This window comes from Massilia yuzhufengensis (genome assembly GCF_900112225.1).
GTDB classification, from domain to species: Bacteria; Pseudomonadota; Gammaproteobacteria; order Burkholderiales; family Burkholderiaceae_D; genus Telluria; species Telluria yuzhufengensis.
The window spans coordinates 90,237-113,778 of sequence record NZ_FOLD01000012.1 but is presented as its reverse complement, the minus strand read 5'-3'; the positions used below and the strand labels follow the sequence as shown (position 1 = coordinate 113,778).

Below are 23,542 nucleotides of genomic sequence, written 5' to 3'. Positions count from 1 at the left end.
ACCCTAGGACACCGGCGCGCGCCGCCGGAATATCCACCAATACAGTCCTGTATTCACCAGCAGCACCCCGGTCGCCATCCCGTACTGCATCGCCTTGGTCAACTCGCCCGGATACACCAGGGGCAGCAGGTAGTGCTCGACAAACCCACCGCCATACCCCGCCCCGCCCGCCAGCAGCCTCAGGTGATTCTCGACATATGTGAGCGGACAGATCGCCCCCAGCACCTCGATCGACAACCCCCACAGCGCCGCCGCCAGGTGCACGGGCAGCAGCCGCCGGTGGCGCATGACCAGCAGCGCACCGAACACGACGAACACAATGAAGCCGAGATGCACGACCAGCACGGCATCGGCCAGGAAGCGATAAGCCATGCGCCAGTGTAAAGCAAGGCCCGGCGCACGGGAATGCAGCGGGCCGGCGCGCCATGCTCTAGAATGCATGGCTGCCAGGCCGGCAGCGCCGGCCCACCCCAACCGAAAGCACGATGAGCACCACCGAACTGCCCTTCCGGGCCACCATCGCCGAAGCCTGCGCCTGGCTGGAAGAACAGACGTCGTCCCCATGGACCCTGGCGCGCCTGCTCGAGCAGGAACTGACGCCTTACGTCTGGCTCGACTACGAGGCGGCCCACGCGGAGCTGTTCGGCGACGCCAATGGCGGCTACCTGGCGCCGATTTTTGTTGCGGGCGATATCGAACGCCTGGCTGCCGGCAGCGACGACGTCCTGATCACCACCACCAAGGACGCCCACAAGATCGTCGCGCGCCTGCCGCCGCCGGGCTTCCGGCGCCGGCTCGACGAACTGCGCTTCCAGAAAAAAGACCTGGAACGCCTGGCCGGCAAGCTCGAACATGCCGCCCAGCCGGCCAAGCCGGTGGAGGCGAAGGAGTCGCAGCTGGGCATCAGGAAGCCGGAAGTGCTGGCCGCCTTCGCGCAGCTGGCGCGGCTCGACCTGGACAAGGAGCTCAATGCCGCCATCGGCATCTTCGGCGACGAGGGCGCCCGCGTCAAAGCCAGCACCAAGCGTTCAAAACGCGACATCGTCTGGAACCCCGTCACCCTGGCCCTGGGCCTGCACGACGTCTACCGCGTGCCGCTCGGCGCCTTGCGGCGCGCGTTCAAGTCGCACGACTTCCTGCAGCCCTGGGCGCGCGACTGGGAACAGTCGCTACAGCTGCTCGGGAAGTGAACGCGCCAGCAGGCGGCGCAGCTGAGCCGCCTGGTAGGCGCCGAAGGTGTCGCTGAACAGGCAGCGCACCAGCGGATCGTCGACCACGTCGGCCTCGATCAGCCCGCGCTCGGTGGCGGCATCGAACACGGTGTCGTTGATGCGCATGTACATCGAGGTGAGCGATTCGCCCAGCTCCAGCGCCGCATACAGCTTGGCTTCCGGGATCTCGGTGGTCCAGCCGAGCGGTCCGGCATCGGCGCCGGCCAGGGTGGCGCGCTCGGCATCGAGCCGGTAGCGCAAGCGCGTCACCTCGCCGGCACTGCCGAACAGCGACAGCTGCCAGACGCGCGGCTGGTCGAAATAGCTTGACGACGCCTCCACGGCCCCGTACTTCTCCGGCAGCCCGGTGTGGCAGTAGTCCATCACGCGCGCATGCTGGGCCGCATCGAGGGCCGCGAAGTGACGCGCGATTTCGCCGGTCGACGGCGGCGCCGCGTTGCCCTGGTACTGGTAGTCCACATCCTGCTCGCCCACCGGCACCACCCAGGGCAGCGGCGCGGCCGGCCGCATGCCACTGGCGTCGAGCCGCACCGAGGTGGAGGGATCGAGTCGCAGCACCTGCGCGCCCGGCAGCGCGGCCCCGACTTCGCGCGCGAACTGGGCATAGGTGATCGGGAAGAAGGCCCGGTTGTACCAGGACCAGGGCTCCTGCTGGAACTGGCAGGAACTGGGCACCACATAGCGCGGCTGCAGCGCCTGGAGCTGGCCGATCCACTCCTGCGGCAGGGTGGGCGGCGCGGCGGCGGCGCGCGACGGCGCCAGCACCTCGATCTCGCGCATGGTCTGGAACGGCCACAGCACCAGGTCCCACGGGCCTTCCCGCTCCAGCTGGGCCAGCGCGACCTCGTCGATCCAGGAATCGACCACATTGAGCACATTCAGCCCGGCGGCCTTCACCTGGAACATCGAGTCCACGTCCACATCCATGGCTTCGCGCGGAATGACCTCGAAGGGGCCGACCTTGATCGCCGCATCCAGCGCCAGCGGCTGGACACTGGTAAAGCCGAGCCGGCGCACCATCTCGAACAGCTCCTCGAAGATGCAGTAGATGTACAGCGGCGTGGCGCGGTCGAGCAGGTCGAGGCTCTCGAGCGAGCAGTGGTCGTCGTGGAAGTGCGAGATGAAGACCGCGTCGAAGCGCTGGCGGCGGATGGCGTCCTGGTCGAAGCGCACATCCGGGAAGGCGTGGCAGTTGCGGCTGAAGGGGTTTTCGAAAATGGTGTCGAAGGCGATGCGCCTGCCCTCGCACTCGAACACATAGCCCGCATGCAGGATGCGCGAGATGGTCAGCCCTGGTGTGTCCATGCATGTCTCCGGTAAGAGCGCATTCTACCAAGGGCGGGGTTGTCGACGGTCTTTACACTGCGGGCCCGCGGCTCCACCCAGAACTCATGAAATCAAAGACTTGCCGCTCTGGCACAATAATTGCTTGACGTTATGAACAATTACACCTAGGGAATTATCCATGAACTTCGCACGCAGCCTCGTCCTCCTCGCCACCCTTGCCGCCACCAGCGCCGGCGCCAGCCCGCTCTTCAATGGCAACGCCGTTGTACCAGGTAAGGAAGCGTCCGGCATGAAAGTGCTGTACGAATTCAATATCGGCGCCATCAACCCCCAGTACCAGTACGGCAACAGCATCTCCTACACCGTCAACAACCTGGCCAGCATCGCCGCCGGCTACACCCGCATCGGCTACTACGTCGAAGTGAGCTCTGGCCCGCAGAAAGGGCAATTCGTCTACGTGTCGATGGATTCCTTCGACAGCAACGCCGCCCGCCTGGCGCTGCCGCACAACGTGAACAACCAGGTGGCGCGCCAGAACCTGGTCGCCAACGCGAACATCTACTCGAACAACACCACCATCACCCAGGGCACGGGCCTGGGCCAGGTGGGCCTGGAGATGTGGTCGTCGAACTACGCCCAAGGCACCACCGGCTACGTCCCGGGCGGCAGCGGCGGTCTCTTCGATTTCAACGACAGCGGCTTCTCGACGGCCGCAGGCCATGGCTCCTTCCAGATCCACAACACCGGCGCCGGCCAGACCCTGTTCGCATGGAACGACTTCGGCAGCCAGAACGCAAACCAGCGCTCTGAGTTCGGCATCGGCAATGCGTCCGCGCTGGGTTACGTCCACAACGACTGGACCTTCTCGGACCTGGGCCAGACCGGCATCGTGCAGATCGTCGTGGGCACCCCGGCCGACGTGCCTGAACCGGTGTCGCTCTCCCTGCTCGGCCTGGGCCTGGCCGGCCTGGGCGTCGCGCGCCGCCGCAAGGCACGCGCGGGCTGACCGACCGGGCGGAGCGGGCCAGGCTGGGTTACCATGCCGGCTTTCCCGCTCCCCTCCATCAAGGCCAACCGTGTTTGCTGTTCTCGCGCTCGACATGGGCGCCGCCATGAAAACCCTGGTGCTGACGCTCGACCTGATCGGCACCTTCGTATTCGCCCTCAGCGGCGCCACTGCCGGCGCCAAGCGCCGGCTCGACATCTTCGGCGTGCTGGTGCTGTCCTTCGTCGCCGCCAACTCCGGCGGCATCGTGCGCGACCTCCTGATCGGGGCCACGCCGCCGGCGGCCATCAGCGACTGGCGCTACCTGGCCGTGTCGATCCTGGCCGGCCTGGTGATCTTCTTCTGGTACCCGGTCATCAACCGCCTGCGCAATGCGGTCCAGCTGTTCGACGCCGCCGGCCTGGCCCTGTTCTGCGTGGCCGGGGCGCAGAAGGCGCTGGTGTTCGGGCTCGAACCGGTGATGGCGGCCCTGCTGGGCATGTTGACCGGCATCGGCGGCGGGGTCGCGCGCGACGTCCTGCTGTCGAACGTGCCGGCCGTGTTCCGTTCCGATATCTACGCCGTCGCCGCCCTGGCCGGCGCCAGCGTGGTGGTGATCGGCGACGCCCTGCAACTGCCCACCACGGCCACCGCCTGCGCCGGCGCCGCTCTGTGCTTCGGCCTGCGCCTGGCCGCGATCCGCTTCGGCTGGCACCTGCCCACGGCCGCCACGCCGGAGCTCGAGGCCGAAGACGACCGGCGCGACAACGGCCGCTGAAAGATTGTAGCGTGGTCGGCTGTGCCGACCGCGCGTTCATGCAGCCCAAACATCGGCACGGCGCGGCCGGAGTCGAACGCGCGGTCGGGGAACCCGACCACCCTACGGGATTTCCACGGCAACGGGCGCACCACCCTGGCTTGGCCCGTCCTTGGCGGCGGACATGCCTGTCCAGGCCCGTCTCGCATCCAGCCAGGAATTTGAAATGCCGTCATGCGCAAGCTGCTTCTCGCAGTCTTCTCCTGTGTCCTCCTCGCCTCCTGTGACAAGACCCCGATCATGCTCAAGGTGCTGCAGTCCTCGTCCTTCAAGGACCGCTCGGCCGGCGCCGCATGGCAGGCCAAGCCGAAGGAGATGGTGCCGTCCTATGGCCAGAAGCGCAACGCCGACCCGGCGCTGGCCAACCGCATCCGCCAGCACAGCAGCAGCATCCTCGGCCTGAAGGCGGTCACCCTGGCCGACTAGCGCGCCGTGACCTCGATCGCCTGGCGCAGCCGGATATCGTCCGACGCACTGCCCACCATCAGTTCGAATCGCCCCGGCTCGACGGCCCATTGCAGCTTGCGGTCGAAGAAGGCCAGGCTGTCGCGGTCGATGGTGAAGCTGACCGCCTGCTGCTGGCCCGGCGCCAGGTGGATGCGCTGGAAGCCCTTGAGTTCCTTCATCGGCCGCACGATCGAGGCCACCGGGTCGCGCACATACAGCTGCACCACCTCGGCGCCGGCCACCGGACCGGTATTGGCCAGCGTGAACGACAGCGTGAGCTTGCCGTCCGGTCCCATGCCGGCGCTGGACACGCGCAGGTCGCGGTAGGCGAAGCTGGTGTAGCTCAGGCCATGCCCGAAGGCGTAGCGCGGGGTGTTCGGCGAATCGATATAGGCCGACTTGTAGACGATGTTCTTGTCGTCGCGCACCGGCCGGCCGGTTTCGTATTGCTGGTAGCTGATCGGCAGCTGGCCCATGTTGCGCGGGAAGGTCATCGGGAGCTTCGCTGACGGGTTGGCGGCGCCGAACAGCAGGTCGGCGATCGCGCGGCCGCCTTCGCTGCCCGGGAACCAGGCGTACAAGATGCTGTTCGCCTGCTCGGCGATGTTCTCGAAAATGAGCGGGCGCCCCGCCATGACCACCACCACCGGCGTCTTGCCGATTGCGCGCAGGGCCTCGAACAGCTCGCCCTGGCGGCCCGGCAGCCTGATGTCGGCGCGCGACTTCGCCTCGCCCGACATGTCCCAGCTTTCACCAACGGCCAGCACCACGGCGTCGGCCCCGGCTGCCGCTTCGAGCGCGGCGGCAAAGCCTCCAGTGTCGCGGCAGGCGACGTCGCAGCCCGCGGCGTAGCTGACCCGGGTAGCGGGCCCGGCCTGCTCGCGCACGGCGTCGACCAGGCTGGCCATGGTGGCTGCATCCGACTTCACGATCCAGCCGCCTTCCAGGTCGCGCCGGGCGTCGGCCAGCGGCCCGATCACGGCGATCGCGCCCAGGCCACGCTTGAGCGGCAGCACGCCCTGGTCGTTCTTCAGCAGGACGATCGACTTGGCCGCGGTGGCGCGGGCGGCCTGGCGGTGGCGCGGGTCGCTCATGGCGGCGCGTTCGCGCGCCGGGTCCGAGAACCGGTACGGATCGTCGAACAGGCCCAGCTCGAATTTTTTTACCAGTACCCGGCGCACCGCATCGTCGACCAGCTTCACCGGCACCTTGCCGTCCCTGACCAGCTTGGCCAATGACGACGCATAGGCATTGCTTTCCATGTCCATGTCGCTGCCGGCGACGATCGCCTTGGCGGCGGCGTCCGGTAAGTCCTGGGCGTGGCCGTGGACGACCATCTCGCGCACTGAACCCCAGTCGCTCACCACGATGCCCTGGAAGCCCCAGGCCCCTTTCAGGATGTCGCGCTGCAGGCCGCTGTGGCCCGTGGCCGGGATGCCGTTGAGGGTATTGAAGGCGTTCATGAAGGTGGCCGCGCCGGCATCGACGGCCGCCTTGAAGGGCGGCAGGTAGGTCTCGTGCAGCAGCTGCTCGCTCATGTCCACCGCGTTGTAGTCGCGCCCCGCGATCGCCGCGCCGTAGGCGGCGAAGTGCTTGGCGGTGGCCATGACCGATTCCAGGCCGCCGAGCCTGGCGCCCTGGAAGCCGCGCACGCGGGCGGCGGCGATGCGCGAACCCAGGTAGGTATCCTCGCCGGCGCCCTCCATCACCCGGCCCCAGCGCGGGTCGCGGCCGATGTCGACCATCGGGGCGAAGGTCCAGTGGATGCCGGAAGCGGCCGCTTCGCGTGCGGCGATGCGGGCCGATTCCTCCATCGCTTCCAGGTCCCAGGACGACGCTTCGCCCAGCGGCACCGGGAACACTGTCTGGTAGCCGTGGATGACGTCCAGGCCGAACAACAGCGGGATCTTCAGGCGCGACTGCAGCGCCATCGCCTGCAGGCGGCGGGTGTCGGCCGCGCCCTTGATGTTGAGCATGGAGCCGACCCGGCCGCTGCGGATCTCGCGCTCCATGTTGACGGCCTTGTCGTTGGCCGGGCCGGTGAATTCCTTGCCCGAGAGCTGGTTCAGCTGCCCGACTTTTTCTTCCAGCGTCATCTGGCGCAGGAGGCGGTCGACGCGCTGGGCGACCGTGGCCGGTTCGCTCGCATGCACGGTGCCGGCGCCGAGCAGCAGCAAGCCTGCCAACATGGATACGTTAAGTTTCGCTAATCTTTTCAAAAGGATCATAAGGGGAACTTAGTTTGGCGTCAGGAACTGCGGGTAGAAAACGTTTATCCACCAGCTAGGCCGGCGGCGCGCAGGAACAAGTCCGCTCATTCTACGCCTCCGACTATACCGGCATGTTAAACGTTTTACAAGATACTTCCCCAGCCCCGCTCGGCGCTAGACCCGCTCGATCGCGATCGCGATCCCCTGTCCCACGCCTACGCACATCGTGCACAGCGCGTAGCGCCCGCCGGTCCGGTGCAGCTGGTACATCGCCGCCGTCACCAGGCGCGCCCCGCTCATGCCCAGCGGGTGGCCGAGCGCGATCGCGCCGCCGTTCGGGTTCACGCGCGGGTCGTCGTCCTGCAGGCCGAGGCCGCGCAGCACCGCCAGGCCCTGGGAGGCGAAGGCTTCGTTCAGCTCGATCAGGTCGAACTGCTCCAGGCGCATGTCCAGTTGCTTGAGCAGCTTCTGCACCGCCGGCACCGGGCCGATGCCCATCACGCGCGGCGCCACGCCGGCGCTGGCCATGCCGAGGATGCGGGCACGGGGGCGCAAGCCATGGCGCTTGGCCGCTTCGGCGCTGGCCAGCAGCAGCGCGCAGGCGCCATCGTTCACGCCGGAGGCATTGCCCGCGGTGACCGTGCCATCCGGACGCACCACCGGCTTGAGCCTGGCCAGCGCTTCGATGGTGGTTTCGCGTGGATGCTCGTCGCGCGCGAAGCGCACCGGATCGCCTTTTTTCTGCGGCACCAGCACCGGCACGATCTCCTGCTCGAAGCTGCCGTCCTGCTGGGCACGCGCGGCCCTGGCCTGGCTGGCCAGCGCAAAGGCGTCCTGGTCGGCGCGGCTGATGCCGTGGTCGGTGGCGACGTTTTCCGCGGTGCCCGGCATCGGGTCGGTGCCGTACAACTTTTCCATCTGCGGGTTCGGGAAGCGCCAGCCGATGGTGGTGTCGTAGATCTCGGCGCTGCGCGAGAAGGCCGCATCGGCCTTGCCCATCACGAAGGGCGCGCGCGTCATCGATTCGACGCCGCCGGCGATCATCAGCTGGGCGTCGCCGCTCATGATGGCGCGCGCCGCGCTGCCCACGGCGTCCATGCCGGAGCCGCACAGGCGATTCACGGTGGAACCCGGGACCTCTTGCGGCAGGCCGGCCAGCAGCGCCGACATGCGCGCCACATTGCGGTTGTCTTCGCCGGCCTGGTTGGCGCAGCCGTAGATCACGTCGTCGACCGCGTTCCAGTCCACGCCCGGGTTGCGGCGCATCAGTTCGCGGATCGGCACCGCGCCCAGGTCGTCGGCGCGCACGTCCTTCAGGGCGCCGCCGTAGCGGCCGATGGGGGTGCGGATGGCGTCGCAAATATAAGCGTCGGTCATGCTCGTTCTCCTGTTTCGAGTGGCAGCAGCGGCGCGGCGGTTACCGCCTGCAGGTCCGCAAAAGTGAGGCCGGGCGCCATCTCGCGCACGCGCAGGCCCTGCGGGGTGATGTCGAGCACCGCCAGATCGGTGTAGATGCGGCTGACGCACTTGATGCCGGTGAGCGGGTAGCTGCACTGGCTGACGATCTTGCTCTCACCCGTCTTGGTGACATGCTCCATCATGACGAACACCTGCTTGGCGCCGATCGCCAGGTCCATCGCGCCGCCCACTGCGGGAATTGCGTCCGGCGCGCCGGTATGCCAGTTGGCCAGGTCGCCATTGGCGGCCACCTGGAAGGCGCCCAGCACGCAGATGTCGAGGTGCCCGCCGCGCATCATCGCGAACGAATCGGCGTGGTGGAAGTAGGCGCCGCCGGCCAGCAGGGTGACCGGCTGCTTGCCGGCGTTGATCAGGTCTTCGTCTTCCTCGCCCGGCGCGGGAGCGGGCCCCATGCCCAGCAGGCCGTTCTCGCTGTGCAGGAAAACTTCGCGCTCCAGCGGCAGGTAGTTGGCCACCCTGGTCGGCAGGCCGATGCCAAGGTTGACGTAGGCGCCTTCGGGGATGTCCTGCGCGACGCGCTCGGCCATCTGGTCTCGGTTGAATTTGCTCATGCTGCCTCCCTCACCACGCGTTGAACGAAGATGCCGGGCGTGACCACGGTTTCCGGGTCGATCTCGCCCAGGCCCACCACTTCCACCACCTGGGCGATGGTGGTCTTGGCGGCCATCGCCATGATCGGGCCGAAGTTGCGCGCCGTCTTGCGGTACACGAGGTTGCCCCAGCGGTCGCCGCGCAGCGCCTTGATCAGCGCGAAATCGGCGTGGATCGGGGTTTCGAAGACATAGTTGCGGCCATCGATGACGCGGGTTTCCTTGCCCTCGGCCAGCAGGGTGCCGAAGCCGGTGGGCGTGAAGAAGCCGCCGATGCCGGCGCCGGCGGCGCGGATGCGCTCGGCCAGGTTGCCCTGGGGCGTGAGTTCGAGTTCGATCTCGCCGGCGCGGTACAGCGCGTCGAAATGGTGGGAATCGGCCTGGCGCGGGAAGGAGCAGACCATTTTGCGTACCCGCTTTTCGCGGATCAGCGCGGCCAGCCCGGTTTCGCCGTTGCCGGCGTTGTTGTTGACGATGGTGAGTTCGCGCGCGCCCTGGGCCAGCAGCGCGTCGATCAGGCTTGAGGGCATGCCGGCGTTGCCGAAGCCGCCGATCATGATGGTCGCGCCATCGGGAATGTCCGCGACCGCCCGCTCCAGCGATTCGCATGTCTTGTCGATCATGTTGCCTCCGTTAGATGTTCGATCACCGAACAAGTAAACGATGACCGCACAACAAGGATAGTCCCAAGCATCGCCATCGGTCAAGCGCAACGCGCTGCAATAGCTGATCCATGCCTTAGAATGGCGTTATGCCTTCGACAACCGACCCACTAAACAGCAGCGCCCCCACCATCTCGCAAGAGATCGATGCCCTCGCCGACCCGGACTTCATGACCACCCTGGCCCGGGGCCTGGCCGTGATCCGCGCCTTTTCCGACGCGCGCCGGCCCCAGACCATCGCCCAGCTCAGCCAGCAGACCGGCATCCCGCGCGCGGCGGTGCGGCGCTGCCTGCATACCCTGCGCCAGCTCGGCTACGTCGATGCGGAAGGCAACAATTTCACGCTGCGCCCGAAGATCCTCACGCTCGGCTACTCCTACCTGTCGTCGACCCCGCTCACCGTGTCGAGCCAGCCTTGTTTAGACGGCATCAGCCGCAAGCTGGGCGAATCGAGCTCGCTGGCGGTGCTGGACGAAGACGAAGTGCTGTACGTGGCGCGCGCGGCCACCTCGCGCGTGATGTCGGTGTCGCTCAGCGCCGGCAGCCGCCTGCCGGCCTACTGCACCTCGCTGGGGCGGGTGCTGCTGGCCGCCCTGCCCGACGCCGAGCTGGACGCCTACCTGGCGCGCGTGACGCTGCTGCCCAGGACCGAGTACACCGTGACCGACGCCGCGCGGCTGCGCACCATCCTGCTGCAGGTGCGCAGCGACGGCTATGCGGTCAACAGCGAGGAACTGGAACTGGGACTACGCTCGATCGCGGTGCCGGTACGCGGCGCGTCCGGACGGGTGCTGGCAGCGCTGAACGTCGGGGCCCAGGCCGCGCGCGTGCCGGCGCAGTGCATGATCGACGACTTCCTGCCGGTGCTGCGCGCCGGGGCGCAGGAGCTGGCGGTGCTGCTGCCGTAGATGTAAAGAAGCCACCGGATACCAGCTCCGGTGGCCAAACCCGCATGAAGAAGGGAATGTCAGTTGGACGTGATCTTGCCGGTCTCGATAACGGTTTTCCAGCGCGCCTGTTCCACGCCCTGGAAAGCCTGGAACTGTTCCGGCGTGTTCGCCACGATCTCGAAGCCCTGTTCCACCAGCTTGGCCTTGACGTCCGGCTCGTTGAGCGCCGCGACGATGGCCGCGTGCAGCTTCGCCTTCACGTCCTTCGGCAAGCCCTTGGGCGCTGCGAACGCCTGCCACGAATAGATATCGACACCCGGCACGCCCGATTCCGCCAGCGTCGGCAGCTTGGGCAGCACCGCCGCGCGCCGGTCGCCGGTGACGGCCAGCGCCTTCAGCTTGCCGGCCCGGATATGCGGCAGCGCCGTATTCACGTTGACGAACGAGACATCGACCTGTCCGCCTATCAGGTCGGTGACGGCCGGGGCGCCGCCCTTGTAGGGCACGTGCAGGCCGCGGGCGCCGCTTTTTTGCCAGAACAGCTCCGCCGTCAGGTGGTCGGAACTGCCGTTGCCCGAGGAGGCGAAACTGAGCTTGCCGGGGCTTTTCTTCAGCTTGGCGATTATGTCGGCGACCGAATTCACCGGCACGCCCGGGTGCGCCACCAGCACATTGGGCGCCTGCACCGCCACCGTGAGCAGGTCGAAGTCCTTGGCCGGGTCGTACGGCAGCTTCTTTTGCAGCCACTGGTTCATGGCGTAGACCCCGATCGACGCGACCATCACCGTATAGCCATCGGGCGCGGCGCGCTTGACCAGGCCCGCGCCGATGGCGCCGGTGGCCCCGGGCCGGTTATCGACGATCACCGGCTGGCCGTAACGGGCCGTGAGCTTGGCGCCGACCGCGCGGGCGATGGCGTCGGTGGAGCCGCCCGCCGGGAACGGCACCACGAAGGTGATCGGCTTGTCCGGGTAGCCGGCCTGCGCGCCCAGCGTCACGGCCATACCCATGGCCAGCCCCAGTACCAGTTGTTTGGTTTTCATTCCGTCTCCTCGTTCAGGTCACGCTACGATACCGCGACCTGGCCGATGCCGGCAGCCAAACGCGCATTCTGGCGCTCTGCGTAGCTGCGCAGGAACAGGATCAGCGCGGCCGAGAAGATCGCCACGCCGGTCAGCGTGTACCATCCGGCGTGGAAGCCGCCCGACCAGTCGCGCAGCCAGCCCAGCGCCTGCGGGCCGAGGAAGCCGAAGATGCCGCCGCCCAGCGCCGTGATGCCCATCAGCGGACCCACGTCGCGGCCGCGCATCAGTTCCGCGATGGTCGGGTAGAGCTGGTTGGTCGAGGCCAGGCCCAGCGAGATCAGCATTGCGGCCGAGATCTCGAACACCAGCAGATTGGTCGAGGTCATGGCCAGGCAGGCCGGGATCATCAGGATCATCATGCCGGCCAGGACCAGCCAGCGGTTGTAGCGGTCGGCCAGCCAGCCGCACAGCGGATTGACGACGATGGCGGCGATGTAGGCCACGCTGATGACGCTGGCCGCTTCGGTGGCGCCCAGGTCGAAGTCGGCCTTGAGCACCGAGGGCAGGAAGAAGGTGGCCGCGAAGCCGCCGGCATTGGTCAGGCCCAGCAACGGGATGGTCCAGACGATCGGGTACTTGAAGGCCGAGAACGCGCCCTGCCCTTTCGGATCGGTCTTCTTCTGGATCACCTCGGGACGCTGGTGGTAGAACATCGAGAACACGACCAGGCCGACGATGGTCATGCCGCCGAATCCCATCACGGCATGGCGCCAGCCGAAGGCCTCGGCCAGGCCGGCGCAGAACGGCGCACCCAGCACCGTGGCCAGCGCCGAGCAGGCTCCCAGCACGCCCATGGCCCGCCCCTTCAGGTGCGAAGGCGCGGTGAGCGCAATGGCCGTCATCACGCACACGAAGGCCAGGCGGTAACCGAAGATCCACAGCGCGCGCGCGGTCAGGCCCTGGCCGTAGTTCTCGGCCATCGACAGCCCGAACAGGCCGGCCGCCAGGATCGCCATGCCGACCACCAGCACGCGCTTCTCGCCATACTGCTTGGCCAGGATGCCCGCCGGGACGCTCACCACCAGCGCCACCAGGCCGTAGATGCCGGTGAACAGGCCCATTTGCGAGAAGCTCATCTCGAACTCGTGCTGGATCGCCGGCAGCAGCGGCGAGAAGCCCAGGCTCGACATCTGCAGCGCCATCATCGCGACCACCGTCGCCAGGTAGTAGACCATCCAGCGCTTCTGCGGCGCCAGCGCCGGTCCTGCGTTATCTGCCATCATGTTCTCGTCTCCTTGTATGTGGGTGGATCAGATCGCGCCGGAAGCCTTGAGGCTGTCGAACTGCTCCTGGCTGTAGCCGAGCAGCTCGCGGTAGACCGCTTCGTTGCTGGCGCCCAGCGTCACCGCCGCCTTGTCGAAGCCGGTGAAGGCGCCCGACATGCGGATCGGCAGCCCGCCCACCACGATGTCTTCGGTGGCGCCATACACCGGGTGCTCCAGCTTGGTGGTCTCGCCGCGCATCAGCAGGTTGGGGTCGCGCATGGCGTCGGCCGGGTCGCGCACCGGGCCGTTGGGCACGTCGAAGTCGGCCAGCAGGTCGGCCGCTGCCTCGGTGCTCATGGTGCGGGTCCACTGGCTGACCATGTCGTGCAGTTCGATGTGGTTGCGCACACGCGCGTCGCGCCCGCCAAAACGCTCGTCCTTGAGCAGCTCTTCGCGTCCCATGGCGCGGAACAGGCCGGACACGAATTCGTCCTTCGGCGCGCAGATCGAGATATAACCGTCGCTGGTCGGGAACACGCCGAAGGGCGCCAGGCGCGCCATGAAGTTGCCGGAACGGGTCGGCCGGCCCAGCTTGCGCTGCATGTCGAAGGGCTCGGCCGCCACCAGCGCGCTCAGGGCGCCCAGCAGCGAGACGTCCACGTGCTGGCCGATGCCGCTGCTGCGGGCCTGCATCACGGCGGCCAGGGTGCCGATGGTGGCGAACAGCGGCGCGGTCAGGTCGCCAAAAGGAATCCCCACGCGCACCGGCGCTTCGCCCTCGTTCCCGGACGCCATCATCATCCCGCTCATCGCCTGCACGATGTTGTCCATCGCCTTGTTCTGCCTGGGGTTGACGTTGGCGCCGAAGCCGCTGATCGAGGTGAACACGATCTTCGGATTCACTTCGCGGCAGGCCTGGTAGCCGATGCCGAGGCGGTCGGCCACGCCGGCGCTGTAGTTCTCCACCACCACGTCGGCCTTGCGCACCAGATCGAAGAAGATGGCGCGTGCTTCCGGATGCTTCATGTTGAGGGTGACGGCTTCCTTGTTGCGGCCGCGTTCCAGCATGGCCAGCGACAGGTCGTCGTCGTGCTCGCGCGCCACCTTGATGCCGTCGCGGCCCAGGTAGGGAGAGTTGGTGCGGGCCGAGTCCGGGTTCTTCGGGTTCTCGACCTTGATCACGCGGGCGCCCAGGCCGGCCAGCAGCAGGGTCGCATAGGGCCCGGCCAGCGCGGTGGTCAGGTCGAGGACGGTAACGCCCTCCAACGGGCGCGGCAAATTCTCTGTATTTTGTTGCATGCTTGTCCCCTTCAGTTTTTCTGGATGCGTGTTTCGATGAATTCTTCGACGGCGCGCGTCATGGCCGCGTCGTCCCACAGCCGGGCGTCGACCATATTGGCCTTCAGTTCCACCACCGGGATGCCGGCCGCCTCCAGCGCCACCTTCGTCATGCGGTTACCGAAGGAAGCCATGCGGTCGTGGGTCGGCGTGAGCATCACCGCACCGTCGGCGCCGTAGGCCCTGGCCTGCTCGATGATCCAGTCGGCCATCCAGGGCGGTACGTGCAGCTGCTCGTTCATGCTGACGTGGCGCGAGGCCAGCGCGCGCATTGCCTGGCCCGGCTCGTCGCTGAAGTAGCGGCGATAGCCATCGGACAGGAAGTTGGAGTACATCGACCAGACGAACACCGCGCCGTATTTTTCCTCGAAGGCGCGGTAGAATTTCGTGTTGAACCACAGGCCGTTGCCGACCCACAGCAGGCGGATGCGCTCGTTCTTGCAGGCGCCGATTCCGGCTTCCACCCTTTCCTTCACTTCGTCGCGGTAGGCGCGCAGGTGGTTCACCGACCACGCGCTGCCCCGGTCCCAGGTCGGCGCCATCACATTGGCCAGCTGCTCGGTGAGCGGCACCGGGCACGGGCGGGCGGTGGCGATCAGTTCGCGCACTTCGTCGACGATTTCGCCGGCCTCGTTGATGCGGTCCATCTGGCGCACGAATTCCAGCTGGTCGAAGGTACGTCCGCTCAGGGTTTCGACGGTGCGCACCAGGGAATCGAGCTGCTGCACCTGGAAGTCGAGGCGATGGGTCTCGTACAGCGCTTCCCATTCATGGTGGGAACGGGTCCACCACTGCTCGCCCAGCGAGGTCGAGGAGCTCGATTCGAGCGGGAAGCAGGGCACGCCGCCATAGGCCTGCGACCACTTCTCCATGACCCGCTGGCCGTAGTCGTCGCGGAAGCGGTTCAGGAACAGCATGGGCTTGGGCAGGCCGCCGTAGGGGGCCAGGCCGGATTGCGTGTCCAGGGTCGTCATCAGCGGCAGGCTGGTATAGCGCGGCAGGCGCGCGTGATAGCCCAGCTTGTCCATGACGTCGAAGTAATGCGGCGAGAGCTGTTTCGCGGCCACGATGGCCGAGTACCACACCACCGGCACCACCGGGATGTCCATCGTGTGCAGGATCTCGGCCGGCGCCACCGCATCCGAGATCACATAGGGCTCGCCGTCTTCCAGCACACGCTTGCGGAAAGCGATGAAATCCTGCTTCTGGTGTTCGTTGGCCAGCAGGGTCGAGCGCAGGCGCTCGTCCCGCGGTTTTGCTGCATCGCTCATGGCGTCTTCCTTTCCATCAGCGCGCGGATGGCGGCCTCTTGAGCCGCGCGGTCCGGCGTCCGGTAGGACTGCTGCTGCAGGAAGACCGAGGGGATGCCGCGCTCGTCCAGCAGGCGTTTCTGTTCCGGGTAGTCCCAGCCCATGGTGTCGTCGAACTCGTCGTGGAAGAACGCCACGCCTTCCACCTGGGCCTGTTCCACGATCTCGATGAAGCGGCGGTCCTGGGTCAGCTGGGGGAAGGAACGGATGCCCGGCGCATGCAGCTGGTAGTGCTGGGCCAGGGCCGCGATCGGCTCGACGCCCTCCTCCACCAGGTGCTCGAAACTGCGCTCGCCGCTCACATGGTCGTCCGCGACGACGAGGGCGCCCAGTTCTTCGACCAGTTCGTAGAAGGCGGCGTTGTCATGCGGCGCGCCCTTCACCATCAGGCGCATGCCGCCGCGCGGCGCCAGGCTGGCCAACTGCGCGTGGGCCGCGCGCAGCATTGCGGCAGCCGCTGCCGGACCAGCAAAGCCGGCGGCCCCGGTGGCGCGCAGGAGGTCAGCGCCCGTGACCCGCGCTTCGCGGCGCAGCGCGTTCAAGTCCTGCAGCGCGGCGCGGCTGCGGTTGACGGTGACGATCGCCGCGCGCAGGGCGGCGTCATCGATGGCCTTGCCGCCCAGTTTCTCGAGCCTGGCTTTCAGGGCGAGCAGGCGCTTGTATACGTACTGCCCGGTCGACAGGAAGGGCGTGTGCAGCACGTCGAACAGCACCACTTCCGGGAATTTTTGCCCGGGCAGCATGCGGCGCGTCTCGCGCAGGAAGTAGTACAGGTAGAGGTAGTTGTTCGAGCTGCGCGGGATGACGATCAGGTCCGCCAGGTTGTAATGGCCGCTGACGATGCGCTGGTAGACCGAGCGCAGGTCGCCGTCGAAGTCGTCGTCCAGGTACTGCTCGGCCAGCGGGGTGTCGTCAAGCGGGTCGCCGGCCATGAGCAGCGGGAAGGCGCCGGCGGCGATGATCAGCTCGACCGGCGTGGCGTTGCCGAGGTAGGCCACCACCGGCTGGCCGGCGGCCCTGGCCTGCCCGGCTGCCCCGCTGCGGTCGGCGTAGGCGGCGCGCACGGGGGCGAATGGGTCGGGGTTGTTCATGTTTTCAATCATGTCGTCATGCGGCGCGTGGATCGGTGACCACCACGCGCTCGCCATCCCAGGCGAAGCGGGCCTTCATGCCGGCGTCATTCGTGATCTTCTCGATGTAGGCCATGACCGAGCGTCCGCGCTCGCAATCCCCGAGCACTTCTGGCTGGCCGCTGGCGCGGATCCACACGGGGCGGAAACCGGCGCTCACGCTGCAGTCGGCGTCGATCCTGAAGTCGGCGATCATGGTGTTGCGCGACTCCGGGTGGAAGGGATAGACCTCGCATTCCGGGTCCGGCGTGAAGCCGAACAGCTTGCGGCGGCGCTCGGCCCAGGCCAGGCGCGCCGGATGCGCGTTCTCTTCCACGTTCAGGGCGCGGGTCACGGTCACGAAGTTGCCCAGGCCGTGGAAGATCGGCTTGCCCTTGTAGAACTCGATGCCGCGCGTGATGTGCGGGTGGTGCCCCACCACGATGTCGGCTCCCGCCTCGATCGCGGCGCGCGCCACCGGGCGCTCGTACATCGCCAATTGAAAGGGCGTATGCACCAGGCCCTTGTGCAGGGCCACCACCAGCACGTCGACCCGGGCGCGCAGCGCCTCGATATCGGCCTGCATCGCTTCCAGCGTGGCCGGGGTGGCGAAGGTATAGATCAGTGGCGGGCCACCCGGGTTGGCGCCATCCTGCTCGTAGTGGGAAAGCACGTGCACGTAGGCGCAGCCGCCCTTGTTGGCGCTGGCCCAGGAATCCTTGGGGCCCACGCAGTTATAGCTCAGGAAGCCAAAGCGCTTGCCGTCCTTTTCCAGGATGGCGGGCTTGCGCGCTTCCAGCAGCTTGGGGCCCGCGCCAAACGCTGCGATGGCGTTGTCGACCAGGGCCGCCACGGTATCTTCGACGCCTTCGTCGCCGCGGTCATACACGTGGTTGCCGGCCAGGCTGGCCGCGTGGAAGCCGGCCCGCGCCAGCGCGCCGATCTTGGCCGGGTCGGCCGCTTCAGCCGGGATGTCGGACTGCAGCTCGCGGCCACGCAGGGTATAGGGCGTTTCCACGTGGCCCACCAGAAGCCCGGCGGAGCGCAGCACCTCACGCGCGGCGTCGAAGAAGTAGTCCGGGTTCGGTTCGTCGAGGACCAGATCCCCAACCATCATCAGGCTGGTCATTGCGAGCCTCCCACGAAAGGCATGACCAGGTGCGATGCATGGGCGGCGTCGCGGTGAATGGTCCAGGTTGGGGCCGGGTCGAGTACGGCGCGCAGCTTCTCGCGCGGGTCGGCGCCGGTCAGGGTCAGGCGGTAGCGGTGCCCGGCCTTGAAGATGTACGACACCGGCATCAGGTCGAACTGCAGGCGCACCGGCACGCCGGGCACCAGCGGCTTGGCATCCTTTTGCAGGAAAGTCGGCCACAGCATCCCGTCCGGCAGCTTGTAGGGCGCCTTGCCGAGGGTGCGCAGCGAGGCCTTCAGGCGGCCTTCGCTGACCATGGTGATGGCGCCGCCAGGTGCGATGTCTTCAAGATAGGCGAACAGCGGGCCGTCGGTGGCGGTGGACGAGACCCACAGGTCGGCCACCGGGAAGCCGGTGACTTCGGTATCGCGCACCAGGGCCGCGCTGGTGAAGGTCTGGCCCTTGGCGTCCTGCGGGCAGGTCGGACCCAGCACGCGGTTGCCTTGCGGGCAAGGCAGCGGCGCGTAGTCGACCTTCAGCAGTGCGGCAGCCACCTTCGCGGCTGGCCTGGCGGTGCCCAGCCGATGGTCGTTGGGCGCGATGCCGGAGGGCGCGCCGAGGTAGACACGGGTCTTGGTGGCAGCAACCAGCGGCAGCCTGTCGGCCGTGCGCCATTCGGTGCCGGCCGGCGCGTTGGCCGTCGTGTAGTGGATGCGCGGCTCGTCCATGATGCCGTTCTTGGTCCCTTTGAGCCAGTAGTTGAAGAAGCGCAGCGCTTCGGCCGTCATGGAGAAGCCTTCGCTTTCGCAGTGGCCCCAGGGGCCGACGATCAGCTTGGACGGCTGGCTCAGGTTTTCCAGCGCCAGGAAACCCTGGCCGCGGAAGTCGTCGTCCCAGCCGCCCTGGATGTAGACCGGGATATTCGATTTACGCACCTGCGCGACATAGGTGCCGATGCTGCCCTCTTCCCAGAATGCGCTCTTGGTCAGCGGCGAGACCGAATCGCGGAAGGGCATGCCGCTCCACAGGTCGAGCAAGTTGGTATTGGCGTCGTGCTCGCGCGCGGCCAGGGCCAGCAGCGCCTTGTTCTCGTCGCCGTCGACCGGGGTCGATTTCATGTCCTGCTCGAAGCTGCCCTGGGGGCCGGTGCCCCAGTTGGCCAGCACGCCGCCGCGGTAGCCGCCGCTGTACTTGTCCCAGTTGAAGCAGCCCGCGAACACCGCCTTCAGGGCCGGGTTGGGCAGGGTCAGGAAGTGCATGGCGGCGTCGCCGGTGTTCGAGCAGCCATAGCCGCCCACCTTGCCGTCGGACCAGTCCTGCGTGGCGGCCCAGTTGATCAGGTATTGCGAATCGCCCGCTTCCTTGCGGTCATGGTAGCCCCGGCGCACGCCGAACGAGGCGGCGATGCCGCGCCGCTCGACCTGCAGGTAGATGTAGCCATGGTTGGCCAGGTTGATCATCTGCAGGCTGAATTTGCCGGTGCCGGAGCGGTCGTCGGTGTCCGCGAAGCGGCGCCGCGCCGCGGTGGCGTGGTAGATCACCGGGAAGCGGCCCGGCAGCGCCACGCCATTCCTGGCCGGGCGGTAGATGTCGGCCGCCATCCGGGTACCGTCCGGCATCGGGATGTAGACCGAAGTCATGACTACCTCGTTCTGCGGGGCCGGCAGCGGCTTGCCGAAGTTGCTCGACGGCGGGCGTGGCGCCGCGGCGTTGGCGGCGACGGTGACGCACACGGCGGCGAGGACCAGGCTCGAGATCGCGGTACGGTTCATGGCTGGCCCTTGCCTGCCGCGCCAGCGTCCAGACCCTTGCTCTTGACATGCCAGTTCGGGCGCTTGCACAGGCCGCAGTCGGCGCCGGTGAACATCCTGGCCGCATCGCGGTCGCCCTTGAGCTGCCACTTCAGCCAGTTGGCCCCGACTTCGCCGAATTCGCCGCCGTTGGGCTCGCGGTAGGTGCCGCCATGGCCGGTGTCCTCGCGCCAGGCGCGGAAGGCCGGCACCTGGAGCAGGTCGAAATCGGTGTCGGCATTCTTGTACGCCACTTCGGCCGGCTCGCCGGTGATGTAGATGGCCGGGACCTTGATGGTCTTGACGTCGTCCTTGTCGGCCGCCCTGGCCGCGGCGTTGTCCCAGCCGCGCCCTTTCACCGGCCAGGCGCCGCTGTTCCACACGCCCAGGGTGCTCACGCGCGGATCGTGGGCGGCGTCGATCGCCTGCACGCCGCCGCAGGACTGGCCCATCACCGCGATCTTGCTGGTATCCAGGCGGCCGTAGTACTGGCTGCCCTTGCGGCCGTTTTCACGGATCGCCCAGTCGATCGCATCGATCAGCTGGGCGGCCGTGGTGTCGGACGGGATGCTCTTCTTCCCGCCATCGAGCACCGGCTGCTGGCCCGCGGCCAGTGCCAGCGCGCCCGGCGAACCGGGAGCCGGCTTGCCGCGCAGGCTGGCGCTGGTGGCGCGCCCTTCCGCTTCCTGCGGGCCGATCGGGCCAGTCGCGATGGCGACGAAGCCGTGCGAGGCGATCTCGCTGAGGAAGTAGCGGAAGCGGTTGCCTACGTTGATGCAGGCGCCGTTGCCCCAGGCGACAATCGGCAGCTTCTCGGCGCCCAGCTTGGCCAAGTCGGCCGGCCGGTACACGGTATGGGTAGGCAGGCCGGGGTCGGCTTCCATCACGGCGCCGTACTTGCCCGTGCCTTGCGGCGTGGCGGGCGTGACATAAGGCGGTGGCGGCGGCGCCGGGTATTCCTTCTCGGGTGCGCGCTCCTGGGCCAGCGGGGTGCCGGCGGCGCCGGCGGCGATCACGGCGACGGCCAGGGCGATGAGGGTGTGGCGGCTTGGTTTCATGGTCTGGTTCCCCTGGGCTCAGAAGCGCTTGTTCAGCGAGAACGACACGATGCGGCCGATCGGGTTGCTCGCGGTCGGGTCGAAGCCGCCGCCACCGTTATTGCTCTGCGCAAGGTTGACGAAAGGCGGTGCGCGGTCGAACAGGTTGGTCACGTTCAGGGCCACCGTGGTGCCCTGCAGCCAGCTGCCGGCGCGCTCGCCCAGTTCATAGGCGATGCGGGCGTCCACCGTGGTGTTGCTGCCGACCCGCTGCACCGGGTTCGTCAGGTTGTTGGCGTAGCTGCGCGCGTAGTTCACATAGGTATTGGCATACCACTGGCCTTCGCTCCAGTTGGCGCTCAGGCGGCTCTTGAAGCGGATCGGGTTGTAGATCAGATTGAGCTGGTCCAGCAGCGCCGCACCCGGGGTGATCGCCACTTCATACTTGGTGAAGTAGGTGCCCGACAGGCCCAGGCCGAAACTGCCGTAGTTCTCGGTCAGGACGCGGGTGCTGGCCTGGAAGTCGATGCCGCTGGTGCGCGACTTGCCCAGGTTGTTGTTGCGGCCATCGACGAACAGGGTCCAGTTGGCCGGCAACACACCCGACGCCACCTGCAGGCTCGAAATCAGCTGGGCCACCAGTTCCGGCGACGGGTTGCGGGTGATGATGCCGGTGCCGGCGAACTGCGCCTCGCGGTTCAGGATGCTCAGGTCGGACAGGTAGCCGGTGACCTGGTTCTCGTACAGCACGTCGAAGTAGCTCATGCCGAGGCGGGTGTTGCGGCGCCATGACGGTTCCCACTCGAAGCCGAGCGAGCGGGTACGCGCGGTTTCCGGTTCCAGGCCTTCGTTCGGACCGTTGCGGGTGACACCCACGCGCAGCGCGCCGCCGATGGTCGGGTCGGAATAGTTTTGCACGTACAGGCCACCGAGGCCATTGAGCGCGAAGCCGCGGATCTGGGTCAGGCCCGGCGCGCGGAACGAGGTGCCGTAGCTGCCTTTCACGGTGAAGCCCTTCACCGGCGCCCAGTTCACGCCCAGTTTCGGGTTGTTGGTGCTGCCCACGTCGCTGTAGCGGTCGTAGCGCCAGGCCGCGTTCACATCGAAGCGGTGAACAAAGGGCATGGCATTGCCGGCGCCGACCAGCGGCACGGCCACTTCGCCATACACCGAATCGATTCTCCGGTCCAGCTGCACCAGGCCGGTGGCCGGGGTCAGTTCCGGACCCCTGGTCTGGCCGCCTTCGGTGTGGATGCGCTGGTGCTCGTAGCCCACCGCCGCACGCACGGTACCGCCGGCGATGTCGAACAGCGGGCCGTCGGCCTTGAGCTGGGCATTCTGGAAGGTGGTTTCGCCCGGCGAGATCGACACGTCGCGCGAGATCGCGTCCAGCGTCGCCGGGTTGTTCGGGCCGCCGAACACGTTCAGGGCGGTGGCCGGGTTGGTATCGCGCAGCGCGGCATTCACCGCCGCGTTGTCCAGGCCACGGTAGGTGGCGGCCTGGTCGTCGTTGACGCCGTAGGTGTACAGCACGCCGGCTTTCCAGCCGCTGCCGAAGGTCTTGTCGATGCCGACGGTGCCGTTGAAGCTGCGCGAGAAGCCGCTCGCGTCGTTGCTCGGCAGCTGGTCGCCGAACGAGTAGGCCACGGTTTCGGAGGTGCCGGCCGGCGCGCCCGCGGGGCGCACGTAGAACGGGTTGGTGGACGGGACGTTCAGGTTCGAGGCGGTCAGCGCGCGCGTCAGGTAGTACTCGCGGCGGGTGCCGAAGCCGTCGGCATAGAGCTGGAAGCCGTTGCCCAGCTCCTGGTTAAAGGTGAAGGCGGCGCTGTTGCGCTCCTTGCGTGGCAACAGGTCGAAGTTCTTCAGGTTATCGCACAGGTTGACGGTGCCCGGCACCAGCGCCGCGCGGTTGGCCGCGGTGACGCCGCCCTGCGGGATCGCGTAGGTGGTGCTGCCGATGATGATATTGCCCGGCCGGCACTGGTTGGAGCGGAAGTCGCGTCCGCCCCGTGCGCGCAGGTCGCCGGCGTAGAAGTCGCGGTCGAGGCCACTCAGGGCGCTGTTGTAGTCATGCTGGACGGTGACGACGAATTGCCCGCCTTTCCATTCGTGCCCGAACAGCGCGCCAGCCTGGCGCTCGCTGTAGTCGTCGCCCTTGCCATAGCGGACGAAGCCCTCGGCCCCCTTGACGTTGCGGCGCAGGATCAGGTTGACCACGCCGGCCACCGCGTCCGAGCCGTAGATCGCGGAAGCGCCGTCGGCCACCACTTCCACCCGCTGCAGGGCCAGCATCGGGATCACCGACGGGTCGACGCTGGCGCCGGTGGTGCCCTGGGACACGGTGCGGTGCCCGTTCACCAGGGTCAGCGTCGCATACGGGCCGATGCCGCGCAGGTTGACCGAGGAGCCGTAGGTGATGTTGCCCGAGCCGCCGGATGTGGTGCGCGAGGATTCGGAGACGCCCAGGTTCATCACCTGCGGCACTTCCTGCAGCAGGCCGGCGGTACTGGTGGCGCCCGAGTTGTCGATGTCGACGCGGCCGACCGAGATCACGGAAGAACCCACCGGGGCGACGCCGCGGACGCGGCTGCCGGTGATGACGACCTGGTTGTCGGCGGAGACGCCCTGCACTGCCGGCGCTGCCAACTGCGCGACCGGCGCCGCGACGGCGACCGGTTGCAGCTCGGCGGCCGGGGCTTCCTGCGCGATCGCCGCTGCCGGGATGCCGGCCGCCAGGCAGAAGGCGGCGAAGGCCACGGCGGTCATGCGCTGGGGGGCGTGGCCACGGTTGCTGTGGGAGGAAAGATCGTGTTGATTGGCGCGTTTGCTGCGGTTCATGGTACGTCTCCTGTGGTTTAGTTATTTCTTATATTGGTTATAGCGTATAACTATACGAACGGAATTGCAAAGCCAAACTGCGTGATGGGTGATAAAAAA

At 67.5% G+C, this 23,542-nt stretch carries 20 protein-coding genes; 5 read left to right on the top strand and 15 right to left on the bottom strand.

Annotated features, from left to right (window positions below; translation table 11 throughout):
• Positions 1-3: 3 nt before the first annotated feature.
• The gene (locus BM031_RS12300; protein WP_091874860.1) at positions 4-372 is read right to left on the bottom strand and encodes a DUF2784 domain-containing protein; all 369 of its coding nucleotides are present in this window, start codon (positions 370-372) and stop codon (positions 4-6) included.
• Positions 373-485: 113 nt separating this feature from the next.
• Here BM031_RS12300 and BM031_RS12295 point away from each other — a divergent pair, with 113 nt between their 5' ends.
• Positions 486-1,190, top strand: coding sequence for a hypothetical protein (locus BM031_RS12295; RefSeq protein ID WP_091874859.1), 705 nt, complete (start codon positions 486-488; stop codon positions 1,188-1,190).
• Here BM031_RS12295 and BM031_RS12290 read toward each other — a convergent pair.
• Complete coding sequence (locus BM031_RS12290; RefSeq protein ID WP_091874858.1) at positions 1,170-2,537, bottom strand: MBL fold metallo-hydrolase; 1,368 nt, start codon at positions 2,535-2,537, stop codon at positions 1,170-1,172. The genes BM031_RS12295 and BM031_RS12290 overlap by 21 nt on opposite strands.
• A gap of 160 nt (positions 2,538-2,697) precedes the next feature.
• Here BM031_RS12290 and BM031_RS25770 point away from each other — a divergent pair, with 160 nt between their 5' ends.
• The 3 genes from BM031_RS25770 to BM031_RS12275 all read left to right on the top strand — a co-directional run bounded on the left by BM031_RS25770 (position 2,698) and on the right by BM031_RS12275 (position 4,747).
• Entirely contained in the window at positions 2,698-3,525 is an 828-nt protein-coding gene (locus tag BM031_RS25770; RefSeq protein WP_218147591.1) for a PEP-CTERM sorting domain-containing protein, read from the top strand.
• A gap of 70 nt (positions 3,526-3,595) precedes the next feature.
• Positions 3,596-4,282, top strand: a complete 687-nt coding sequence (locus tag BM031_RS12280) for a trimeric intracellular cation channel family protein (protein ID WP_229408832.1) — start codon at positions 3,596-3,598, stop codon at positions 4,280-4,282.
• 213 nt (positions 4,283-4,495) lie between these two features.
• Positions 4,496-4,747, top strand: a complete 252-nt coding sequence (locus tag BM031_RS12275) for a malate:quinone oxidoreductase (protein ID WP_091874857.1) — start codon at positions 4,496-4,498, stop codon at positions 4,745-4,747.
• Here the strand turns inward: BM031_RS12275 and BM031_RS12270 are convergent.
• The 4 genes from BM031_RS12270 to BM031_RS12255 all read right to left on the bottom strand — a co-directional run bounded on the left by BM031_RS12270 (position 4,744) and on the right by BM031_RS12255 (position 9,670).
• Positions 4,744-6,957: a glycoside hydrolase family 3 N-terminal domain-containing protein gene (locus tag BM031_RS12270; RefSeq protein ID WP_091874856.1), complete on the bottom strand. Its 2,214-nt coding sequence runs from the start codon at positions 6,955-6,957 to the stop codon at positions 4,744-4,746. The genes BM031_RS12275 and BM031_RS12270 overlap by 4 nt on opposite strands.
• A 195-nt stretch (positions 6,958-7,152) precedes the next feature.
• On the bottom strand, positions 7,153-8,355 hold the full coding sequence (pcaF, locus tag BM031_RS12265; RefSeq protein ID WP_091874855.1) for a 3-oxoadipyl-CoA thiolase: 1,203 nt from the start codon (positions 8,353-8,355) through the stop codon (positions 7,153-7,155).
• Positions 8,352-9,008, bottom strand: a complete 657-nt coding sequence (locus BM031_RS12260) for a CoA transferase subunit B (protein WP_091874854.1) — start codon at positions 9,006-9,008, stop codon at positions 8,352-8,354. The genes pcaF and BM031_RS12260 overlap by 4 nt, the downstream gene beginning before the upstream one ends.
• Positions 9,005-9,670 (bottom strand): 3-oxoacid CoA-transferase subunit A, encoded by a 666-nt coding sequence (locus BM031_RS12255; protein WP_091874853.1) that lies wholly within the window; start codon positions 9,668-9,670, stop codon positions 9,005-9,007. Before BM031_RS12255 ends, BM031_RS12260 begins: the two co-directional genes overlap by 4 nt.
• Positions 9,671-9,798: 128 nt before the next feature.
• Between BM031_RS12255 and BM031_RS12250 the strand changes: the two genes are divergently transcribed.
• Positions 9,799-10,617 (top strand): IclR family transcriptional regulator domain-containing protein, encoded by an 819-nt coding sequence (locus tag BM031_RS12250; protein ID WP_091874852.1) that lies wholly within the window; start codon positions 9,799-9,801, stop codon positions 10,615-10,617.
• A 59-nt stretch (positions 10,618-10,676) separates the two neighbouring features.
• On the opposite strand, the gene BM031_RS12245 is transcribed toward BM031_RS12250, so the two are convergent.
• The 9 genes from BM031_RS12245 to BM031_RS12205 are packed head-to-tail and all read right to left on the bottom strand — an operon-like array spanning position 10,677 to position 23,443.
• Positions 10,677-11,642 (bottom strand): Bug family tripartite tricarboxylate transporter substrate binding protein, encoded by a 966-nt coding sequence (locus BM031_RS12245; protein WP_370660052.1) that lies wholly within the window; start codon positions 11,640-11,642, stop codon positions 10,677-10,679.
• 23 nt (positions 11,643-11,665) lie between these two features.
• Entirely contained in the window at positions 11,666-12,907 is a 1,242-nt protein-coding gene (locus BM031_RS12240) for an MFS transporter (RefSeq protein ID WP_091874851.1), read from the bottom strand.
• 27 nt (positions 12,908-12,934) lie between these two features.
• The gene (locus BM031_RS12235; protein ID WP_091874850.1) at positions 12,935-14,188 is read right to left on the bottom strand and encodes a CaiB/BaiF CoA transferase family protein; all 1,254 of its coding nucleotides are present in this window, start codon (positions 14,186-14,188) and stop codon (positions 12,935-12,937) included.
• Positions 14,189-14,199: 11 nt separating this feature from the next.
• Positions 14,200-15,498, bottom strand: a complete 1,299-nt coding sequence (locus tag BM031_RS12230) for a 2-hydroxyacyl-CoA dehydratase family protein (protein WP_091874849.1) — start codon at positions 15,496-15,498, stop codon at positions 14,200-14,202.
• Positions 15,495-16,628: a 2-hydroxyacyl-CoA dehydratase subunit D gene (locus BM031_RS12225; protein ID WP_177207739.1), complete on the bottom strand. Its 1,134-nt coding sequence runs from the start codon at positions 16,626-16,628 to the stop codon at positions 15,495-15,497. The genes BM031_RS12230 and BM031_RS12225 overlap by 4 nt, the downstream gene beginning before the upstream one ends.
• Positions 16,629-16,644: 16 nt before the next feature.
• Complete coding sequence (locus BM031_RS12220) at positions 16,645-17,775, bottom strand: CapA family protein (RefSeq protein WP_229408831.1); 1,131 nt, start codon at positions 17,773-17,775, stop codon at positions 16,645-16,647.
• Positions 17,772-19,550, bottom strand: coding sequence for a CocE/NonD family hydrolase (locus BM031_RS12215; protein WP_091874847.1), 1,779 nt, complete (start codon positions 19,548-19,550; stop codon positions 17,772-17,774). The genes BM031_RS12220 and BM031_RS12215 overlap by 4 nt, the downstream gene beginning before the upstream one ends.
• A complete protein-coding gene (locus tag BM031_RS12210) occupies positions 19,547-20,626 on the bottom strand; it encodes an alpha/beta hydrolase (RefSeq protein ID WP_091874846.1) in 1,080 nt (359 codons plus the stop codon). Before BM031_RS12210 ends, BM031_RS12215 begins: the two co-directional genes overlap by 4 nt.
• Before the next feature lie 18 nt (positions 20,627-20,644).
• Complete coding sequence (locus tag BM031_RS12205) at positions 20,645-23,443, bottom strand: TonB-dependent receptor plug domain-containing protein (RefSeq protein ID WP_091874845.1); 2,799 nt, start codon at positions 23,441-23,443, stop codon at positions 20,645-20,647.
• Positions 23,444-23,542: the final 99 nt, after the last annotated feature.

Bases quoted from the DNA above. Each gene is read 5' to 3' on its own strand.
- BM031_RS12205 (WP_091874845.1), bottom strand. From the start codon at position 23,443: ATGAACCGCAGCAAACGCGCCAATCAACACGATCTTTCCTCCCACAGC.
- BM031_RS25770 (WP_218147591.1), top strand. From the start codon at position 2,698: ATGAACTTCGCACGCAGCCTCGTCCTCCTCGCCACCCTTGCCGCCACC.
- BM031_RS12255 (WP_091874853.1), bottom strand. From the start codon at position 9,670: ATGATCGACAAGACATGCGAATCGCTGGAGCGGGCGGTCGCGGACATT.
- BM031_RS12215 (WP_091874847.1), bottom strand. From the start codon at position 19,550: ATGAACCGTACCGCGATCTCGAGCCTGGTCCTCGCCGCCGTGTGCGTC.
- BM031_RS12210 (WP_091874846.1), bottom strand. From the start codon at position 20,626: ATGAAACCAAGCCGCCACACCCTCATCGCCCTGGCCGTCGCCGTGATC.
- BM031_RS12230 (WP_091874849.1), bottom strand. From the start codon at position 15,498: ATGAGCGATGCAGCAAAACCGCGGGACGAGCGCCTGCGCTCGACCCTG.
- BM031_RS12235 (WP_091874850.1), bottom strand. From the start codon at position 14,188: ATGCAACAAAATACAGAGAATTTGCCGCGCCCGTTGGAGGGCGTTACC.
- pcaF (WP_091874855.1), bottom strand. From the start codon at position 8,355: ATGACCGACGCTTATATTTGCGACGCCATCCGCACCCCCATCGGCCGC.
- BM031_RS12295 (WP_091874859.1), top strand. From the start codon at position 486: ATGAGCACCACCGAACTGCCCTTCCGGGCCACCATCGCCGAAGCCTGC.
- BM031_RS12220 (WP_229408831.1), bottom strand. From the start codon at position 17,775: ATGACCAGCCTGATGATGGTTGGGGATCTGGTCCTCGACGAACCGAAC.
- BM031_RS12300 (WP_091874860.1), bottom strand. From the start codon at position 372: ATGGCTTATCGCTTCCTGGCCGATGCCGTGCTGGTCGTGCATCTCGGC.
- BM031_RS12245 (WP_370660052.1), bottom strand. From the start codon at position 11,642: ATGAAAACCAAACAACTGGTACTGGGGCTGGCCATGGGTATGGCCGTG.
- BM031_RS12260 (WP_091874854.1), bottom strand. From the start codon at position 9,008: ATGAGCAAATTCAACCGAGACCAGATGGCCGAGCGCGTCGCGCAGGAC.
- BM031_RS12225 (WP_177207739.1), bottom strand. From the start codon at position 16,628: ATGAACAACCCCGACCCATTCGCCCCCGTGCGCGCCGCCTACGCCGAC.
- BM031_RS12270 (WP_091874856.1), bottom strand. From the start codon at position 6,957: ATGTTGGCAGGCTTGCTGCTGCTCGGCGCCGGCACCGTGCATGCGAGC.
- BM031_RS12250 (WP_091874852.1), top strand. From the start codon at position 9,799: ATGCCTTCGACAACCGACCCACTAAACAGCAGCGCCCCCACCATCTCG.
- BM031_RS12275 (WP_091874857.1), top strand. From the start codon at position 4,496: ATGCGCAAGCTGCTTCTCGCAGTCTTCTCCTGTGTCCTCCTCGCCTCC.
- BM031_RS12290 (WP_091874858.1), bottom strand. From the start codon at position 2,537: ATGGACACACCAGGGCTGACCATCTCGCGCATCCTGCATGCGGGCTAT.
- BM031_RS12240 (WP_091874851.1), bottom strand. From the start codon at position 12,907: ATGATGGCAGATAACGCAGGACCGGCGCTGGCGCCGCAGAAGCGCTGG.